Origin of the sequence: Variovorax paradoxus (assembly GCF_029919115.1) — a bacterium.
Lineage (GTDB): Bacteria > Pseudomonadota > Gammaproteobacteria > Burkholderiales > Burkholderiaceae_C > Variovorax > Variovorax paradoxus_O.
Genome location: NZ_CP123990.1, coordinates 446,540 through 463,366 on the forward strand (window position 1 = coordinate 446,540; position 16,827 = coordinate 463,366).

Genomic DNA, 16,827 nt, shown 5'->3' on the forward strand with positions numbered 1-16,827 from the left:
CAGGTCAGAACGGCGCGTCTTCTTCGACCTCGGCGTCCGCCGGGGTGGTGGTTGTGGGTGCCTCTGCAGCAGGCTTGGGCGCTGCTGCATCAGTCGGTGCGCCGCTGAAGGCTGCTTCACCGCCAAGTGCTTCGAGCAGCGCCGGCACCAGCTGGCCGAGTTCGCCGGTGGCAATGGCCACGTCGGCATCGAAGTTGTCTTCCTTCTTGCCGCCCGAGGCACCGTCGCCCGTGCCTTCGAGGAACACGATCTTGCGGATCAGCATGCCGTGCGTCAGCTCGAAGGACACGCGGTCGTCCCAGGTGAGCGCCAGGCGCGTGGGGCGCTTGCCGTCGGTGATGTGCTTTTGCACTTCCTCGATGTCCAGCGGGTGCTTGGCGTAGCGCACCACGGCCTTGGAGTCGTCCGACGCCTTGAGCTCGCACTCGCGGTCGATGGTGAAGCCGGCCGGCGGCTCCTGCGTGAGCAGCCAGTTGGCCATGGCGGCGGCGGGCTCGATCTGCGTGTTGATGAGGGCCACGGCAAAACCGTCGAGCGACTTCACGAGGCTGGTCACCACTTCGTCCGCGCGGGCGGCATTGGCGCTGTTGATCACGAGGCGGCGCTCGGCCTGGTCGATCCACACGGCCACGCGCGCGCTGCGGGTGAAGGCCATGGGCAGCAGCTCGAGGGTGATGTCTTCCTTGAGCTCTTTCTTTTCCTTCTTGCCGGGCTTGCGGCCGGTGGTGGCCTCGATCTGCGCGCAGCGCTCGTCGAGCTTGCGGCGCACCACGGAGCCGGGCACCTGCTTGCTCTCGATCATGTATTCGACCAGCCACTGGCCGCCGATGGATTCGACCAGCGGGCCGTTGGCTTCGCCGCGGGGTTCGACCCAGCCGGCGGATTTTTCCTGCGAAGGGCCGCAGGGTTCGAAGCGCTGCTTGCCGAGCCCTTCTTCTATTTCGGTCAGTGTTTGGGACCAGGCAGGTTCGATGCGATAGACGATGACGTTCTTGAATACGGACACGGAAACCCTTTTTCCACTGGTTTGGACAACCCGCCATTGTCGGGCACCCCGTTCCGCCGGGCGCCGTAAAATCGAAAGCTTTTGCGACTCCCGGGTCGCTCCCCACACAGCTGCCCCCCAAAGGAATCAGGAAATGAGCTCGATCCCCCCCTCGCTGGACGACCGTGACGGCAAGATCTGGATGGACGGCGAACTCGTGGACTGGCGCGACGCCAAGATCCACGTGCTGAGCCACACGCTGCACTACGGCTGCGGCGCCTTCGAGGGCGTGCGCGCCTACAAGACGCCCGAAGGCACGGCCATCTTCCGCCTGGCCGAGCACACCGAGCGGCTTTTCAACAGCGCCAAGATCCTGCGCATGAAGATCCCGTTCACGCCCGAACAGCTGAACGAGGCCCAGAAGCAGGTCGTGCGCGAGAACAAGCTCGAAAGCTGCTACCTGCGCCCGCTGATCTGGATCGGCTCCGAAAAGCTCGGCGTGAGCCCCAAGGGCAACAAGATCCACGCCATGGTTGCGGCCTGGTCATGGGGCGCCTACCTTGGCGAAGAGGGCATGAAGCGCGGCATCCGCGTGAAGACCTCCAGCTACACCCGCCACCACGTCAACATCACCATGACGCAGGCCAAGTCGGTGAGCAACTACACCAACTCCATCCTGGCCAACATGGAAGCGCTGGACGACGGCTACGACGAGGCGCTGCTGCTCGACGCGAGCGGCTTTGTCTCCGAAGGCGCGGGCGAGAACATCTTCGTGGTGAAGGGCGGCGTGGTCTATACGCCCGATCTCTCGGCCGGTGCGCTGAACGGCATCACCCGCAACACCATCCTGCACGTGTGCAAGGACCTGGGGCTCGAACTGGTGCAAAAGCGCATCACGCGCGACGAGGTCTACATTGCCGACGAAGCCTTCTTCACCGGCACCGCGGCCGAAGTGACGCCCATCCGCGAACTCGACCGCGTCGAGATCGGCAACCGCGGCGACGGCGGCTCGCGCGGCCCGATCACCGAAAAAATCCAGGCTGCCTTCTTCGACATCGTGAACGGCAAGAACCCCAAGTACGCCCACTGGCTCACGAAGGTCTGAGAAAACATGTCTACCAACGCAGTCGTCGAACTCCTGGCCAAGGAGCTCAACCACCAGGGCGGCGTGTTCTGCCCCAGCCCCAAGGCCGACATGAAGCTCTGGAACACCCATCCCAAGGTGTACCTCGACGTGGCGCGCACCGGCGAGGCCAAGTGCCCGTACTGCGGCACCGTCTACCGCCTGGCGGCGGGCGAGACGGTGTCGTCGCGGCACTGAGCGGTGCCGGCCGCTGTCGGGCAGCTGGCTGAAGGCTACCCGATAGCTATCCGATAGCTATCCGATAGCTATCCGATAGCTATCTAGCTCGAAGCCGGCGCCTCGGGCACCGCCGCAATGCGGCTTCCCGGCCACAGGTCGTTCCACGGCTGCGTGCTCCGTGGTTCCTGTGCAAGCCGCAGGTACACCATTGCAATCCACAGCAGCGCCAGGCCGATCTGCGCGTCGCGCACGGCCGAATTCACGCTGGACGCGATCAGCGCAATCAGCGTGGCGGCCAGCGCATAGCGTCCCGCAATGTCCGGCCGCTTCCACGCCTGCCACACGGCGCCGACCATGATGACCAGGAGGCTCAGCAAGGCCGGCAGGCCCCCCTGCGCACCGGCCCAGAGAAAGTCGTTGTGCGGCATGTTCGAATCCGCAAACATCGCCGGGCCGCGTTTGTGCCACTGGCTGGTCCAGCCGCCGATGCCCCAGCCGGTGAGCGGCCGGTCGGCAATCATGAGGCCGGTGTCGCGGTACATGTAGTAGCGGATGACCCAGCTGCCCTTGAAGACCGCGCCGGCCTGCGCCTTCTCGATTTCCTCGATGCCGGTCTCGACCTTGTGCTGCAGCTGCGGCAACTGGTAGAGCGCGGCGGCCAGCACCACGGCGCCCAGCACCAGCGAGCTCACCAGCATCTTCAGGTGGCTGCGCCATTGGTGGATGCACACCACCGGAATCACCAGCATCAGCGCGAGAACCGAGGTGCGCGAGGTGAGCGGCAGCGCCACCACCAGGCCCAGGCCGAGCACCAGTGCAAAGGCGGGAACGGCACGCAGCGGCCTGTGCGCGGCAATCTGCGCAATACCCCACACCGCGGCCGTGGACGCCACCACGCTGAACAGCAGCGCGTTGCTGATCGACTTGTTGCCCACTTCCATGACCACCGCGCGCAGCGGCGACCAGATCGGAAAGCCCGTGGCGTAGAACGCCACGATCAGCACGATGTTCAGCGCCGCGATCAGCAGGAAGCCGCGCAGCGCCCATACCGCTTCTTCACGCGAGAGGGCCAGCGCCATCAAGATGGTGAGCCCGATGCGCAAGCCATGGAAGAGGTTCGAGCCGGTCTCGGGGTAGTGCGGCCCAATGGCCAGCACAATGAAAGTCCAGCCCAGGTATGCCACCAGCGGCCACCACAGCGGGTTGGCGCGCAGCCTCGCATAGCGTTCGCGCAGCCCGCCCGCCACCAGCATGGTGGCGAGCAGCAGCAAGGCCGAAAGGTAGGTGACGCCGACGGGCATGAACACCACCAGCCCCCAGAACGCGGCCGCGGGCCTGACGATGTGCGATCTCTGCATAGGGGCGGGATTTTAGGTGGGGCCGCAGGAGCCCGACCTGACCACGGGCCCGCAGGCCCTCCGCCCCGGTCAGCCGTTGCTGGCCGTGGGCAGGCGGATGACGAAGCTCGCGCCTCCGCCCGGGCGCTCTTCGCAGCGCACGCTGCCGCCGTGGCGCTCGGCAATCGACTTCACCAGCGCCAGTCCAAGCCCGACCCCGCCATTGCGCTCGCTGGCGCCGGGCAGCCGGTAGAAGGGCTCGAAGATGCGGTCGCGCAAGGCCGCCGGTACGCCGGGCCCGCGGTCATTGACGCGCACGGTGGCAAAGCCGTTGGCATTGCCCAGCTCCACCGAAATTTCGCCCGCGCCGTAGCGGCGGGCGTTCTCCAGCAGGTTGCGGATGGCCCGGCGCAGCAGGCGCGACACGCCCGGCACAGTGAGCTTGGCGTTGTCGGTGCCTTCCACCAGGTCGAGTTCGGCATTCACCTGCGAGCACTCCTCGGCCGCCAGCCCGGTCAGGTCGACTGCCTCGATGGTGCCCATGTCGGCCTCGCTCGCATCGAGCCGGCTGGCCAGCAGGATCTCGTCGATGAGCTGGTCGAGCTCGCCGATGTTGCGCGAGATTTCGTCGCGTGCCGCGGGGCTCGGGCGGTCGCCCATCAGTTCCAGCCCCATGCGGATGCGGGTGAGCGGCGAGCGCAGCTCGTGCGATGCATTGGCCAGCAGCGATTTGTGCGAACGCACCAGTTTTTCGATGCGTTCGGCCGACGCGTTGAAACGTTTGGAGAGATCAGCCACTTCGTCCTGCCCTTCTTCGATCACGCGCACCGAAAGGTCGCCTTCGCCCCAGCGCTGCACGCCGCGCTGCAGCGTCTCCAGCCGCTGGGTGAGCCGCCGCACGATGGGGTACACGCCCAGCGCCACGGCAATGCCCACGAGCGCAATCATCCAGCCCAGCCCGAAAGGCGTGCGCCAGGGCGCGAACCCGCCGGTGCCGGTGGGCCGGTCGCGCGGCGCCACGCGCAGCGTGATGGCCTTGCCGTCGCTCAGCGTCACATCGAACTCCAGCCCCTGGCCCGGCACGCGCAGCGCCTTGCCGCTGCCGATGGTGCGGTCTTGCGCATCGAGCACCACCACGTTGCGCGGCACCGGCGCCAGGCGCTCGCGCTCGGCTTCCGCCGCTTCACGCACGATCCAGTTGGCCATGAGCGTGAGGATGACGACGCCGCCCACCACCGCAAGCCAGATGCGGACGTAGAGGTGCCGGGAGTACAGGCTGCGCAGCATCGGCTGGTCAGTCCTGCTGCTTGGCGAATACGTAGCCCACGCCGCGCACCGTGAGGATGCGCTTGGGGTTCTTGGCGTCGACCTCGATGGCGGCGCGGATGCGGCCCATGTGCACGTCGATCGAGCGGTCGAAGGCTTCGAGCTCGCGGCCGCGCACGGCTTCCATGATCTGGTCGCGCGTAAGCACGCGGCCCGCGCGCTCGGCCATGGCCACCAGCAGGTCGAACTGGTAGGAGGTGAGATCGGCCACCGCGCCGCCCACCGACACGGTGCGCGCGTTGCGGTCGATCTCGAGCGTGCCGAAGCGCATCACCGTGCTGGCTTCGGTGTCGGCGTTGTTCTCGCTGCGGCGGCGCAGCACCGCGCGGATGCGCGCCAGCAGCTCGCGCGGCTCGAAGGGCTTGGGCAGGTAGTCGTCTGCGCCGATCTCCAGGCCGATGATGCGGTCCATGGGGTCGCCCTTGGCGGTGAGCATGAGCACCGACACCTTCGAGGCCGGAGCGGGCAGCGAGCGGATGCGGCGGCAGATCTCAAGGCCGTCGGTGTCGGGCAGCATCAGGTCGAGGATCACCAGGTCGGGCGCGTGCTGCTGCAGCTGCTCGAGGCCGCTGGCGCCATCGCCGGCATGGGTGAAGAGAAAACCCGACTGTGTCAGGTATTCGCCCACCATCTGCGCCAGGCGGGCGTCGTCTTCGATCATCAGGAGTTGGGGGGTGCTCATGCGCTTCATGGTCGTGCACGGGGGGCAACGGGGCTTGAACGCTCCGTAAAGTTGGGTAAACGCAGTTCCCGGTGGTCAACCGGAAGCGCTGCGAAAAGCATAGCGCCGCTTTCCGCGCGTGCGGGCGGCGAAGACATGTTTTCTTCGAGGAGAGAGGGCAGGGGGCAATCGCCCAGGTCGGTATTGTCGGCCCGCGCCCGCTCGAGAATTTCACGTGCGAGCTGCCGCAGCTGCGCTGTCGAAGCCCGGATGCGCGCCTTGAACCCGGCATCGTCCAGCCGCGGGTCCTTCAGGCTCCGGTTGAGTTCGGCGAACCACGGCATCGCGGCCTGGTCTACCAGCACCGGAGCGTTGCGCCTGGCGCTTGCCGCGGACCATGCGCGCAGCAACTGCTGCACCGCCAGGTTCAGGCGCTGGCAATGCTGCAGTTCTTCCTTCAGGCTGCCGAGCAGCATCAGGTCGGTGAGCCGCTGCTGGAAGAAGATCTGCGACAGCACGCCCCAGTAGTAGGCGTAGTCCCAGATCACCTTCACCGGCAGCACCTCGGGGTCGCCGAACAGGGGGTACTGGTCCTGGTAGAGCGCCAGCGTGCTCTCGTAGAACGAGTGGTAGATCTGGTCGTACAGCTGCGCGCGCGCCTCCACCGAGCGGCCTGCGCGGTCGTGCGCCACCAGGTCGGTGATGTAGGTGTTGCTCATTGCAATGAAGTCGCTGCCCGGCGAATAGAACGGGTCGAGAAACAACCCGGCCTCGCCCGTCAGCGCCCAGCGTTGGCCCGAGAACACTTGCTTGCAGCCGTATGAAAAGTGCTTGAGAAAGGCAAAGTCCTGCAGCAGGTGCCGCTTGCCGTCGAGCGCTTCATGCAGGCGCGGTTGATAGGTGGCAAACCACTGCATCGCTTTTTCGAAGGTGTCGATGGTGTCCAGCGGATGCAGCTTGGGGTCGGCCACGATGCCCACCGAGTGCGAACCCGAAGCCAGCGGAATCAGCCACGCCCAGTACCCGGCGCCGCACAGGTGATTGGTCGAAAGCCAGCGCGCGCGGGGATCGCAGCGCGCCTGCCAGTCGGCGTTGTCGCTCCAGTCGTCGATGTAAATGCGTTCGCCGATGCGAAACCACACCGCATTCACATCGTGCGCATTGGCCTCGGCAAGCCCCAGCTTGCGCTTGAGAAGCCCGGCGCGCCCGCAGGCATCGATGATCCAGCGCGCCTCGGCGCTGTGGGTCTGGTCGCCGCGCGACCATTCGATGCGGTGCGGCGCCTTGGCATCCGAGGTCAGTTCGACGCGGCGCACCAGCGCGGCATCGTCGAAGCGCACCCCGCGCCGAACGGCCTCCTGGGCAAGATAGTTCTCGAAGATGCCGCGGTCGATCTGGTAGCTGGGCACCGCCAAGTAGCGGCTCGCGCCGATCTCGGTGACCTGGTCGATGTCGCATCGGCCCTCGCTGAAGAAAAAGCGAAAGCCGAACTTGCGCAGTTGCGCGCTGTCCATGTGCGGCTTGAGGCCGAGCACCGTGTCGAAGTAGTGCGCGCCTATTTCCACCGACGACTCGCCCACCTTGTGGGCCGCGTGCGGCACCGGGTGCTTGCGCCGCTCCAGCACCAGCACGTCGATGTCGTCGAAGCGCTGCTTGAGCTGCAGCGCCAGCGTGAGGCCCGCGAGCCCGCCGCCCATGATCACTGCGTCACATGTATGCGCAGTGCCGGTCATGGAACTTCAGTCCCGGACCCGCTGCAGTTGCAGCCGCAGCGCCAGGGTGGAAGAAAGCGGCAGGTCCAGCGGCGCGGGCGGGTCGTCGTCCGCCACGCGCGCCAGCGATTCGAACAGGCCGAGCGCATGCGCCATCGGGTTGATGTGCGCCAGCGTCTTGGCGGCGTCCGAATGCGGTGCCGGCGCGCTGCCGTTGCCGATCTCCGTCGACCAGTCGAAAGACGCCACGGTGCGCTCGGTGCGCTCGGGCGCAATCACCAGCGCCACGGCCAGCAGGCCCTGGCTGTCGGTCACCGAGGTCAGCGCACCCACCGTCGGCGTGTCGTAGCCCACCAGCAGCACCGGCGAGTGGTCGGCCGCGCACTGCACCGCCGCTTCGAGCAGGCCGGCGGCAAAGCTGTTCTCGTAGGCCGACACCGAGTTGCTGGCCGCCATGCAGCCGGTGCCGATGGTCCAGTAGCCCACCGCCGCGTTGTGCACCGAGTTGTGAAAGCGCGTGGGCGACAGCACCGTGGGGTCGGTCGCGAGCGTGCTGCACATGTAGTCGTTGATCGAAAGATCGCCGTGCGCCGAGACGAACACGCAGGGCACGTCCGCCGCATTGCGGCCCGCACCCGCCATCGACGCGGCGGCCACCTCGAGCGCAAGAGCGACGGTGTCGGGTGCCCGGCGTCGCTCGGCGGGCGCCAGCACCTGCGGCGAGGGGCGCTTGGCCGGCGGATCGGTCAAGGTGCCTTCGCCGCGGAAGGCAGCACGGGCGGCCTCCCAGCCTGGCAGCGTGGGCGTCCAGAAGGCGGGGCCTTCGATGTAGAGGGTGGGCGGCTTCGGCGCGGCCTGGTTCGCGGCCGTCATTGAACAGCCTTGCCGAACACCAGCGAGCAGTTGTTGCCGCCGAAACCGAAGGAGTTGGTCAGCGCGTAGCGGACCTCGCCGTGCGCGGGCGCGAGCTTGATCTGCGGCCCGAAGCCGGTATCGAGTTCGTTCGTGTTCACGGTGCCGGGCATCAGCCCGCGTTCGATGGCCAGCAGGCTGATCACCGATTCGACGATGCCCGCTGCGCCCAGCGTGTGGCCCATGAAGCCCTTGGTCGAGCTGGCGTGGGTGGAGGCGGGGAAGCGGCGCGCCACCAGCGCACCTTCGACCTCGTCGTTCTTCTGGCTCGCCGTGCCGTGCATGTTGATGTAGTCGATGGCATCGGGCGCCAGGCCCGCGCGCGCCAGCGCCTCGTCGAGCGCGCGTTCGGCGCCCAGGCCCTCGGGGTGCGGTGTCGACATGTGGTGCGCATCGCTGGCTTCGCCGTAGCCGAGCAGCCGCAGCGGCGCGGCTGCGTCGTCCTGCACGCGCTCCACAAGCGCAAAGCCGGCTGCCTCGCCCAGGCTGATGCCCTTGCGGCCGGCGTCGAAAGGCCGGCACGGTTCGCTCGACACCAGTTCGAGCGAGTTGAAGCCGAACAGCACGCTGCCGCACAGCGTGTCGACCCCGCCCACCACGGCGGCGTCGGCCAGCCCGAGGCGGATCAGCCGCTCGGCCGAGGCGAACACCTTGGCGCTCGACGAGCAGGCGGTGGAAATCGTCTCGCTGGGCCCGGTGAGCCCGAGCACCTGCTGCACGAACATGGCCAGCGAATGCGGCGTGTGCACCGCAGGGCGGCGCTGGTTCTGGGGAAAGAGCCCGTCGGCGTCGAGCTGGGTGTAGGCCAGTTCGGTTTCGCCGATGCTGGACGTCGAGGTGCCCAGGATCAGCGCGATGCGCGAAGGCCCGTATTTGGCCCGCGCGGCGGCCACGGCTTCGGGGAACCCGTCGGCGTGCAGGCCCAGCCAGGCGAGCCGGTTGTTGCGGCAGTCCCAGGGGGCGAGGTCTTCGGGCAGGCGAATGTCTTCGAGCCCGTCGACCCGGCCGATCCAGGTGGGCAGCGGCGCATCGCCGAAATCGTTGGCGCGCAGGCCGCTGCGCGAATGCGCGAGCGCCTCGGCGAGCGGCTCCTTGCCGACACCGACGGCCGAAGTGGCCGTGAAGGCGCTGATCTGAAGGGGAGAAATGCGGGGCGGCACGTTGCTTGAGGGTTCGGGCGAAAGTAAACGCTTTGAAAGCGATGCGAAAGGTAACCGGAAAGTCGCAGCCTACCAGTTGTACGGGGGCTCCAGCGTCAGCTGTTTTCCTATAAGGCCCGTGCTCTATTGACGCTCGGCGGGGGCTGTGGTCGTGGTGATCCGGGCGGCCAATGCCACCAGCAGCAGCACCGGCACCCCCAAAAGGGCCGTGGCAGTGAAGAACTGGGCGTAGCCGTAGGCGTCGACAAACAGCCCCGAGTAGCCGGCAATGAACTTCGGCAGCAGCAGCATCAACGAGCTGAACAGGGCGTATTGCGTGGCCGAATAGCTGATGTTGGTCAGGCTCGAGAGATAGGCGATGAACGCCGCCGAGGCAATGCCGCCCGCCAGGTTGTCGGCCGACACCACCGCAATCAGCGCCGTGAGGTCATGCCCGCGCGAGGCCAGCCAGGCAAACAGCAGGTTGCTCGCGGCGCTGAGCACCGCGCCCAGCATCAGCACGCGCATCACGCCCAGGCGCATCGAGAGCACGCCGCCCACGAAGGCGCCGGCCAGCGTCATCACCACGCCGTAGATCTTGCTGACGGTGGCCACCTCGTCCTTGGTAAAGCCCATGTCCACATAGAACGGGTTGGCCATGATGCCCATCACCACGTCGCTGATGCGGTAGATGGCAATCAAGGCGAGGATCAGCGCGGCCTGCCACTTGTAGCGGCGGATGAAGTCGGCAAAGGGCTCGATGAGCACGCCCTGCAGCCACTCGGCCGCGTTCTTTGCCTTGGGCAGTGCACGGCGCACGGGCTCCGGCGAGAGCAGCACCGTGAGCACACCCACCGCCATCGAGGCGGCCATGACCAGGTAGGCCGTTTTCCAGGCGCCGTTCTGGTACGCCGCCGCGCCCGTGGCACCAGCCACCGGCGCCACCTCGGCCCAGGCCGCCACCCAAAGCACGCCCGCGCCGGCCCAGATCATCGCCAACCGGTAGCCTGTTTGATAGGCAGCGGCGAGCGCAGCCTGCTTGCGGGTTTCAGCCGACTCGATGCGGAAGGCGTCGAGTGCGATGTCTTGCGTGGCCGAGCCGAAGGCCACCAGCAGTGCGCACCAGATCAGCGGCACCAGGCCCTGGCGCGGATCGCTGAGCGCCATGCCGACCAGCCCCGCGATCACCAGCGCCTGCGCCAGCAGCAGCCAGCCGCGCCGGCGCCCCAGCAGCGTGGTCAGCGGCGGCAGCGGCAGCCGGTCGACCAGCGGTGCCCAGACCCACTTGAAGCCGTAGGCCAGGCCCACCCAACTCAGGTAGCCGATGGTGGTGCGGTCGATGCCCGCCTCCCGCAGGCGAAAGCTCAGCGTGCCCAGCACCAGCAACAGCGGCAGGCCGGCCGAAAAGCCGAGTGCCAGCATGCGCAGGGTGGCAGGCTCGAGATAGACCTTCAGCGCGTCGCGCCAGGGCAGGGAAGAGGCGGTGGGGGTTTCGGCAGGCTGGGCAGACATGAACCCCGGATTGTCCATGAGGGCACGGCATGCGCCGAGCCGTCTTTTTGTCGGCAATTGTTCCTATGATCCGCGCATGTGCACACGATGCGAGCTTCTCGACCCTCCCGCGGCTTCACCATCCAGCTCCTCCGCCTGGCAGCCGCGGCGAGCCTTCCTGCTTGCTGCGGCCGGCGCGGCGCTGACCGGCCCGGCATTGGCGCAAGTCAACGTGGGCAACGCCTCCGTGGCGCGCAACCTGGTGCCGGCGGACCGGATCGAGGCCGCCGGCGTCCAACAATACGGACAGCTGCTCGCGCAGGCGCGCGCCAAGAATGCGCTCGCGGGCGACGGCAACGCCCAGCTGCAAAGGCTGCGCACCATTGCCAACCGGCTGATTCCCTTTGCGACACCCTGGAACACGCGGGCGCGCGACTGGAAGTGGGAGGTCAACCTCATCGGCAGCAAGCAGATCAATGCCTTCTGCATGCCCGGCGGCAAGATCGCCTTCTTCACCGGCATCCTCGAGCAGCTCAAGCTCAATGACGACGAGGTGGCGATGGTGATGGGCCACGAAATGGCCCATGCGCTGCGCGAGCATGCGCGCGCCCGTCTCGCCAAGAGCGCCGGCACCGGCGCCGCGCTGTCCATCGGTGCACAGCTGCTGGGCCTGGGCCAGATGGGCGACCTGGCGGCCCGCGCCGGCACGCAGTTGATCACCCTCAAGTTCAGCCGCGGCGATGAGACCGAGGCCGACCTCGTCGGCCTGGAGCTGGCGGCGCGTGCCGGCTACGACCCGCAGGCGTCGGTTTCGCTCTGGAAGAAGATGGCCACCGCATCGAAGAACCAGGGCGGGCTGAGTTTTCTTTCCACCCACCCGAGCGGGCCGGACCGGATCCAGAAGCTCGAAGCCAATCTGCCGAAGGTGGAAAAGCTTTACAGGGAAGCCAAGCGGAGCTGAGGCATTACTCCCTCTCCCTCCGGGAGAGGGCAGGGGTGAGGGCCGCCGCCCTCATATAAGAGCCGCGCTTCATCGGCGGCACAGAGCCCTCACCCCAACCCTCACCCAGAGGGAGAGGGGGCAAAACCCCCAATAGAACTTCTCTGAATGGCGACCTTCGATCGCCCTGGCACATTGCTTGCATCTCATCTTGTACACAAGTTTGGATGCTTTGAAATGGTGCATGAAGAAAACGGATCGGCCGCCGCGGCGTGGATTGCACGCCTGGCGCAGCCCGTGCCCGGCGCGGCTTCCGGTAACAGCCCGCTCGCCGGCCTGAGCTTTGCCGTCAAGGACAACATCGACGTCGCCGGCGTGCCCACCACGGCCGCTTGTCCGGCCTTCGACCGCCAGCCCATCGCCCACGCAGCGGTGGTGCAGAAGCTGCTCGATGCCGGTGCATCGCTTCTCGGCAAGACCAATCTCGACCAGTTCGCCTGCGGCCTGAACGGCACGCGCTCTCCCTACGGCGAGGTGCCCAACGCCTTCGACTCTCGCTATGTCTCGGGCGGTTCCAGCTCGGGTTCGGCCTATGTGGTGGCGAAGGGCGAGGTCGACTTCGCACTCGGCACCGACACGGCCGGCTCGGGCCGCGTGCCCGCCGGGCTCAACAACATCGTCGGCATCAAGCCCTCGCGCGGGCTGCTGAGCGCCTCCGGCGTGGTGCCCGCGGCGCAGAGCGCGGATTGCGTGTCGATCTTCGCGCGCACGGTCGCCCTGGCGGTCGACGTGCTTCTTGCGGCCGCGGGCCCGGATGCGCGCGATCCCTATTCGCGGGAGCTCGCCTTGCGCAGCGACCCGTTTCCACCGGCGTTCCGCTTCGGTGTGCCCGATACGCTGAGCTTCTTCGGCGACTTGGAGGCCGAAGCGGCCTTCCGGGACGCGCAGGCCCGGCTCGTCGCGCTCGGCGGCACGCCTGTGACGATTCCCTTCGCGCCTCTGGCCGAGGCCGCCGCGCTGCTCTATGAAAGCGCGCTGGTGGCGGAGCGCTATGCCGCCGTGCGCGGGTTCTTCGATGCGCACGGATCCCAGGTGATCGAACCGGTGCGCGGCATTCTCGAAAGCGGACGCGGCTACAGCGCAGCCGACGTGTTCGAGGCGCAGACAAAGCTGCGCGCACTCGCACAACAGGTGGAGCCGATGTGGCGCGGCATCGACGTGCTGATGGTGCCCACCGCGCCCACGCACTACACGCGCGACCAGATGCGCGCCGACCCGGTCGTGCTCAACCGCAACCTTGGCGCGTACACCAACTTCGTCAACCTGCTGGACTACGCCGCCATCTCGGTGCCGAGTTCATTGCGCGCCGATGGCCTGCCGTTCGGCATCACGCTGATCGCGCCGTGCGGCAGCGACCTCGCGCTGGCAGAACTCGGCCAGCGCTATCACCACGCCACAGGGCTGCCGCAGGGCGCCACCGGCTTGCCGCTGCCAGAGCCGCGCGCCATTCGGGGGCTGGGCGTTCCGCAAGCGCCGGCCATGGCCATTGCCGTCGTCGGCGCGCACCTTTCGGGCATGCCGCTCAACGGTCAGCTCACCGAGCGCGGCGCCACGCTGCTGCGTGCCACGACCACCGCGCCGCGCTACCGGCTGCATGCCTTGCCCGGCACCGTGCCGCCCAAGCCGGGGCTGCAGCGCAGCGCAGGCGGCGGTAGCGCCATCGCGCTCGAGGTGTGGTCGGTTCCGGTTGCGCAGGTCGGCGGCTTCCTGGCCCTGATCCCGCCTCCGCTGGGGCTCGGCAGCGTGGAGCTTGCCGACGGCAGCTGGGTGCACGGCTTCATCTGCGAAGGCCATGCGCTGGCCGACGCCGAAGACGTGAGCCACCACGGCGGCTGGCGTGCCTACATCGCGAGCCGCACCGCTTCTTCACAAGCCATTTCAACCTGACCGATCGAGGAGTCTTCATGCGCATCCCTGAAAAATTGACCGCCGCCGCGTCGCGCCGCCACGTGCTGCAGGCCGGCGCAGCGGGCTTGGCCGTGCTGGCCGCACCGGCCATCGTGCGTGCGCAAGCGGCACCGAAGATCCGCATCGGCTTCTGGCCCGTGGCCGCCGGGCTGCCTTTCTTTGCCGCGGTGGACCGCGGCTACTTCAAGGAAGCCGGCCTCGACGTGGAGCCGCTCAAGTTCGCGGGCGCGCAGCAGGTCATGGAAGGCATGCTCGCGGGCCGCTGCGACGGCAGCTCCAACGGCACGGGCTCGGCCAACCTCGCCATCGGCGAGATCGCGCAGCCGGGCCTCTTCAAGATCTTCTGCACCAACCCGAGCAACGCCAAGTTCGTGCTCGACGAATTCATCGTCGCCAAGGACAGCCCGATCAAGACCATGGCCGAACTGGCCGGCAAGAAGATCGCGTCGGGCCCCGGCATCCAGAACGTGACCCTGTGCAAGACCATGCTCGAACGCGCCGGCGCCAAGGGCGCCACGGTGAGCGAGCTGCCCATCGGCCAGCACGTGGCCGCGCTCGTCGCGGGCCAGGTCGATGCCTGCTACACGCTGGAGCCTACCGGCACCGTGGGCCGAATGAACGGCACCACGCGCGTCATCGAAGCCGGCGTGGTCGCCAAGTACATCCTCGGTGATTCGATGGCACCCTGGCATGGCGGCGCGGCCAGCCTCACCAGCGAGTTCATCAAGAAGAACCCGGAAGTCGCCAGGAAGTACATCGCCGCCTACGCGCGCGGCGTCGAGCTGGTGCGCACCAAGCCCGACGACGCCCGCCAGCACATGAAGGGCTACACCGCGATCGAGGGCAAGCTCACGGCCGAAGTACCGCTCGCCTCCTACATGCTCTACAACGAGTTCAAGCCGAGCGACGTGGCGTACTTCCAGAAGTTCTACGACCTGTTCACCGAGAAAGGCATCTTCGAGAAGAAGGTGCTGGTGGATGGCCTGCTCTACAAGGCATAGACCATGGCCGACGCAAGCACGACCACGGCCGCGCCGTGGACGCCGCCGGCCGCCGGAGCCACGGCAGCTGCAGTGCCCAAGCCGCCACTGCGCGACCGGCTGCTGCCCTTCATCGGACCCGTGGTGCTGTTCATCGTGTGGGACCTTGCGGTGCGGCTCGGCTTCATCAAGCCGATCCTGCTGCCCACGCCCGCGGACACCGTTGCGGCGCTGATCACCGGGCTTGCGGGCGGGCCGCTGCTCACCGACTTTGCGATGACGGTGTGGCGCACGCTGCAGGCCTTTTTGATTGCGGCGGTGGTCGGCGTGCCGCTGGGCGTACTGCTCGGCAGCAACGAGAAGGCCTACCGCAGCGTCGAGTTCCTGATCGACTTCTTCCGCTCCACGCCTTCGTCCGCGCTGATCCCGCTGTTCCTGCTGATCTTCGGCGTGTCCGACGTCAACAAGGTGGCCATCGCGGCTTTCGGCGCATTGCTGATCGTCGTCTTCAACAGCGCCTATGGCGTCATCAATGCGCGCAAGCAGCGCGTGATGGCGGCACGCGTCATGGGTGCCTCGCGCTGGCAGATCTTCAAGGACGTGCTGGTGTGGGAAAGCCTGCAGCCCAGCTTCGTGGGCCTGCGCTCGGCGGTGTCGATGGCCTTGGTGATCGTCATCGTGGCCGAGATGTTCATCGGCTCCGACACCGGCCTTGGCCATCGCATCATCGATGCGCAGCAGGTGCTCAACGTGAAGAGCATGTACGCGGCCATTCTTGCCGCCGGCGCACTGGGCTATGCGCTCAACATTCTTTTTCTTGTGGCCGAGCGCCGCATCGTGCATTGGAGCGGCCGATGAAAGCCACGCAAGACATCGTCGTGAACGGCCCGGTGTATGCCGACGTGCCCAAGCCCGTGTTCAAGCCCGGCCCGGCCGGCACGCACATCACCATTCGCGGGCTTACCAAGTACTTTGCGGGCTGGCCGCTGTACGAGAACTTCGACCTCGACATACCCAAGCACAAGATCGTCTCGGTGTTCGGGCCGAACGGCTGCGGCAAGTCCACGCTCATCAACATGATCGCGGGGCTCATTCCCATCGATTCGGGCGAAATCCTGTTCGACGGCAAGCAGCGCAAGGACACCAAGATCGGCTACGTGTTCCAGAACTACCGCGAGGCGATGTTCCCGTGGATGCGCACCATCGACAACATCGCCTACCCGCTGAAGCTCGAAGGGCGCAGCAAGGCCGAGGTCGACCGGCGCATGGAAGAGCTGGTGGCATCGTTCGACGTCAAGTTCGACCTGAAGCGCTTTCCCTACGAACTCTCGGGCGGCCAGCAGCAGACCGCGTCGATCATGCGGGCGCTCGCGCCCAACCCCGAGGTGCTGTTTCTCGATGAGCCGTTTTCGGCGCTCGACTTCGAGATGACGCTCTTCATCCGCGAGAAGCTGCAGGAGGTGTTCATGCAGACCGGCACCACCATGCTGCTGGTGTCGCACGACCTGGAAGAAGCCGTGTACCTAGCCGACGAGGTGCTGCTCTTGACCAAGCGGCCCACCAAGGTGGCCGAGATTCTGCGGTACGGCGATGCGCGGCCGCGCACGGTCGAGACGCTGAGCACCGAGAGCTTTGTGGCAATGAAGAAGCTCAGCCTCGACATCTTTCAACGTGAGGTTCGCAGATGACCCTGGAAATCAACATCCCCGAAGTGCTGGCCGAAGTGACCGAAGTGTTCGCACGGTATGAAGAAGCACTGCTCACCAACCGCCGTGATGTGCTCGACGAGCTTTTCTGGAACAGCCCGCACACGCTTCGCTACGGCTACTCAGAGAACCATTACGGTCATGCGGCCATCAGCGCCTTTCGTGCATCGCTGCCGGTGCAGAGCCCGCCGCGCGAGCTGCTGCGCACCGTCATCACCACCTACGGCCGCGACCTGGCGACCGCCAATGCCGAGTTCCGCCGCGAAGGCAGCGGTCAGACCGGCCGCCAGAGCCAGACCTGGCTGCGCACCGCCGATGGCTGGCGCGTCGCCGCCGCGCACGTGAGCCTCATCGGCTGAACACGCAG

The 16,827-nt window shown here is 67.0% G+C and carries 16 protein-coding genes; 8 read left to right on the top strand and 8 right to left on the bottom strand.

Annotation, left to right across the window (positions count from 1 at the left end):
• Nucleotides 1-4: 4 nt before the first annotated feature.
• Nucleotides 5-1,006, bottom strand: coding sequence for a recombination-associated protein RdgC (locus QHG62_RS02080; protein ID WP_281149178.1), 1,002 nt, complete (start codon nt 1,004-1,006; stop codon nt 5-7).
• 133 nt (nt 1,007-1,139) lie between these two features.
• Between QHG62_RS02080 and QHG62_RS02085 the strand changes: the two genes are divergently transcribed.
• Nucleotides 1,140-2,090 (top strand): branched-chain amino acid transaminase, encoded by a 951-nt coding sequence (locus QHG62_RS02085; protein WP_281149179.1) that lies wholly within the window; start codon nt 1,140-1,142, stop codon nt 2,088-2,090.
• 6 nt (nt 2,091-2,096) lie between these two features.
• Entirely contained in the window at nt 2,097-2,306 is a 210-nt protein-coding gene (locus QHG62_RS02090; RefSeq protein WP_157611418.1) for a zinc-finger domain-containing protein, read from the top strand.
• Between the two features lie 83 nt (nt 2,307-2,389).
• Here the strand turns inward: QHG62_RS02090 and QHG62_RS02095 are convergent, their stop codons facing one another.
• From QHG62_RS02095 to QHG62_RS02125, 7 genes are all read right to left on the bottom strand, one after another.
• Nucleotides 2,390-3,646 carry an O-antigen ligase family protein gene (locus tag QHG62_RS02095; RefSeq protein WP_281149180.1) on the bottom strand — a complete coding sequence of 419 codons (1,257 nt, stop codon included), beginning with the start codon at nt 3,644-3,646 and terminating at the stop codon, nt 2,390-2,392.
• Between the two features lie 69 nt (nt 3,647-3,715).
• Complete coding sequence (locus QHG62_RS02100) at nt 3,716-4,912, bottom strand: ATP-binding protein (protein ID WP_281149181.1); 1,197 nt, start codon at nt 4,910-4,912, stop codon at nt 3,716-3,718.
• A gap of 7 nt (nt 4,913-4,919) precedes the next feature.
• Nucleotides 4,920-5,642 carry a response regulator transcription factor gene (locus tag QHG62_RS02105; RefSeq protein ID WP_258503459.1) on the bottom strand — a complete coding sequence of 241 codons (723 nt, stop codon included), beginning with the start codon at nt 5,640-5,642 and terminating at the stop codon, nt 4,920-4,922.
• Nucleotides 5,639-7,345: an NAD(P)/FAD-dependent oxidoreductase gene (locus QHG62_RS02110; protein ID WP_281149182.1), complete on the bottom strand. Its 1,707-nt coding sequence runs from the start codon at nt 7,343-7,345 to the stop codon at nt 5,639-5,641. Before QHG62_RS02110 ends, QHG62_RS02105 begins: the two co-directional genes overlap by 4 nt.
• Nucleotides 7,346-7,351: 6 nt before the next feature.
• Nucleotides 7,352-8,197: a beta-ketoacyl synthase chain length factor gene (locus QHG62_RS02115; protein ID WP_281149183.1), complete on the bottom strand. Its 846-nt coding sequence runs from the start codon at nt 8,195-8,197 to the stop codon at nt 7,352-7,354.
• Nucleotides 8,194-9,396, bottom strand: a complete 1,203-nt coding sequence (locus QHG62_RS02120; RefSeq protein WP_281149184.1) for a beta-ketoacyl-[acyl-carrier-protein] synthase family protein — start codon at nt 9,394-9,396, stop codon at nt 8,194-8,196. Before QHG62_RS02120 ends, QHG62_RS02115 begins: the two co-directional genes overlap by 4 nt.
• Nucleotides 9,397-9,519: 123 nt before the next feature.
• Nucleotides 9,520-10,905: an AmpG family muropeptide MFS transporter gene (locus QHG62_RS02125; RefSeq protein ID WP_432445571.1), complete on the bottom strand. Its 1,386-nt coding sequence runs from the start codon at nt 10,903-10,905 to the stop codon at nt 9,520-9,522.
• A gap of 58 nt (nt 10,906-10,963) precedes the next feature.
• On the opposite strand from QHG62_RS02125, the gene QHG62_RS02130 reads away from it, so the two are divergent.
• The 6 genes from QHG62_RS02130 (at nt 10,964) to hpxZ (ending at nt 16,819) form a co-directional block, all read left to right on the top strand.
• Nucleotides 10,964-11,827 (top strand): M48 family metallopeptidase, encoded by an 864-nt coding sequence (locus tag QHG62_RS02130; RefSeq protein WP_281149187.1) that lies wholly within the window; start codon nt 10,964-10,966, stop codon nt 11,825-11,827.
• A gap of 216 nt (nt 11,828-12,043) precedes the next feature.
• Complete coding sequence (atzF, locus tag QHG62_RS02135) at nt 12,044-13,753, top strand: allophanate hydrolase (RefSeq protein ID WP_281149188.1); 1,710 nt, start codon at nt 12,044-12,046, stop codon at nt 13,751-13,753.
• A gap of 17 nt (nt 13,754-13,770) precedes the next feature.
• The gene (locus QHG62_RS02140; RefSeq protein WP_281149189.1) at nt 13,771-14,775 is read left to right on the top strand and encodes an ABC transporter substrate-binding protein; all 1,005 of its coding nucleotides are present in this window, start codon (nt 13,771-13,773) and stop codon (nt 14,773-14,775) included.
• Nucleotides 14,776-14,778: 3 nt separating this feature from the next.
• On the top strand, nt 14,779-15,612 hold the full coding sequence (locus tag QHG62_RS02145; protein WP_281149190.1) for an ABC transporter permease: 834 nt from the start codon (nt 14,779-14,781) through the stop codon (nt 15,610-15,612).
• On the top strand, nt 15,609-16,442 hold the full coding sequence (locus QHG62_RS02150) for an ABC transporter ATP-binding protein (RefSeq protein WP_281149191.1): 834 nt from the start codon (nt 15,609-15,611) through the stop codon (nt 16,440-16,442). The genes QHG62_RS02145 and QHG62_RS02150 overlap by 4 nt, the downstream gene beginning before the upstream one ends.
• Entirely contained in the window at nt 16,439-16,819 is a 381-nt protein-coding gene (gene hpxZ / locus QHG62_RS02155; protein WP_281149192.1) for an oxalurate catabolism protein HpxZ, read from the top strand. The genes QHG62_RS02150 and hpxZ overlap by 4 nt, the downstream gene beginning before the upstream one ends.
• Nucleotides 16,820-16,827 lie beyond the last annotated feature (8 nt).

Coding starts and splice junctions, on each gene's coding strand:
- QHG62_RS02085 (WP_281149179.1), top strand. CDS start 1,140: ATGAGCTCGATCCCCCCCTCGCTGGACGACCGTGACGGCAAGATCTGG.
- QHG62_RS02090 (WP_157611418.1), top strand. CDS start 2,097: ATGTCTACCAACGCAGTCGTCGAACTCCTGGCCAAGGAGCTCAACCAC.
- QHG62_RS02095 (WP_281149180.1), bottom strand. CDS start 3,646: ATGCAGAGATCGCACATCGTCAGGCCCGCGGCCGCGTTCTGGGGGCTG.
- QHG62_RS02100 (WP_281149181.1), bottom strand. CDS start 4,912: ATGCTGCGCAGCCTGTACTCCCGGCACCTCTACGTCCGCATCTGGCTT.
- QHG62_RS02105 (WP_258503459.1), bottom strand. CDS start 5,642: ATGAAGCGCATGAGCACCCCCCAACTCCTGATGATCGAAGACGACGCC.
- QHG62_RS02110 (WP_281149182.1), bottom strand. CDS start 7,345: ATGACCGGCACTGCGCATACATGTGACGCAGTGATCATGGGCGGCGGG.
- QHG62_RS02115 (WP_281149183.1), bottom strand. CDS start 8,197: ATGACGGCCGCGAACCAGGCCGCGCCGAAGCCGCCCACCCTCTACATC.
- QHG62_RS02125 (WP_432445571.1), bottom strand. CDS start 10,905: ATGGACAATCCGGGGTTCATGTCTGCCCAGCCTGCCGAAACCCCCACC.
- QHG62_RS02130 (WP_281149187.1), top strand. CDS start 10,964: ATGTGCACACGATGCGAGCTTCTCGACCCTCCCGCGGCTTCACCATCC.
- atzF (WP_281149188.1), top strand. CDS start 12,044: ATGGTGCATGAAGAAAACGGATCGGCCGCCGCGGCGTGGATTGCACGC.
- QHG62_RS02140 (WP_281149189.1), top strand. CDS start 13,771: ATGCGCATCCCTGAAAAATTGACCGCCGCCGCGTCGCGCCGCCACGTG.
- QHG62_RS02145 (WP_281149190.1), top strand. CDS start 14,779: ATGGCCGACGCAAGCACGACCACGGCCGCGCCGTGGACGCCGCCGGCC.
- QHG62_RS02150 (WP_281149191.1), top strand. CDS start 15,609: ATGAAAGCCACGCAAGACATCGTCGTGAACGGCCCGGTGTATGCCGAC.
- hpxZ (WP_281149192.1), top strand. CDS start 16,439: ATGACCCTGGAAATCAACATCCCCGAAGTGCTGGCCGAAGTGACCGAA.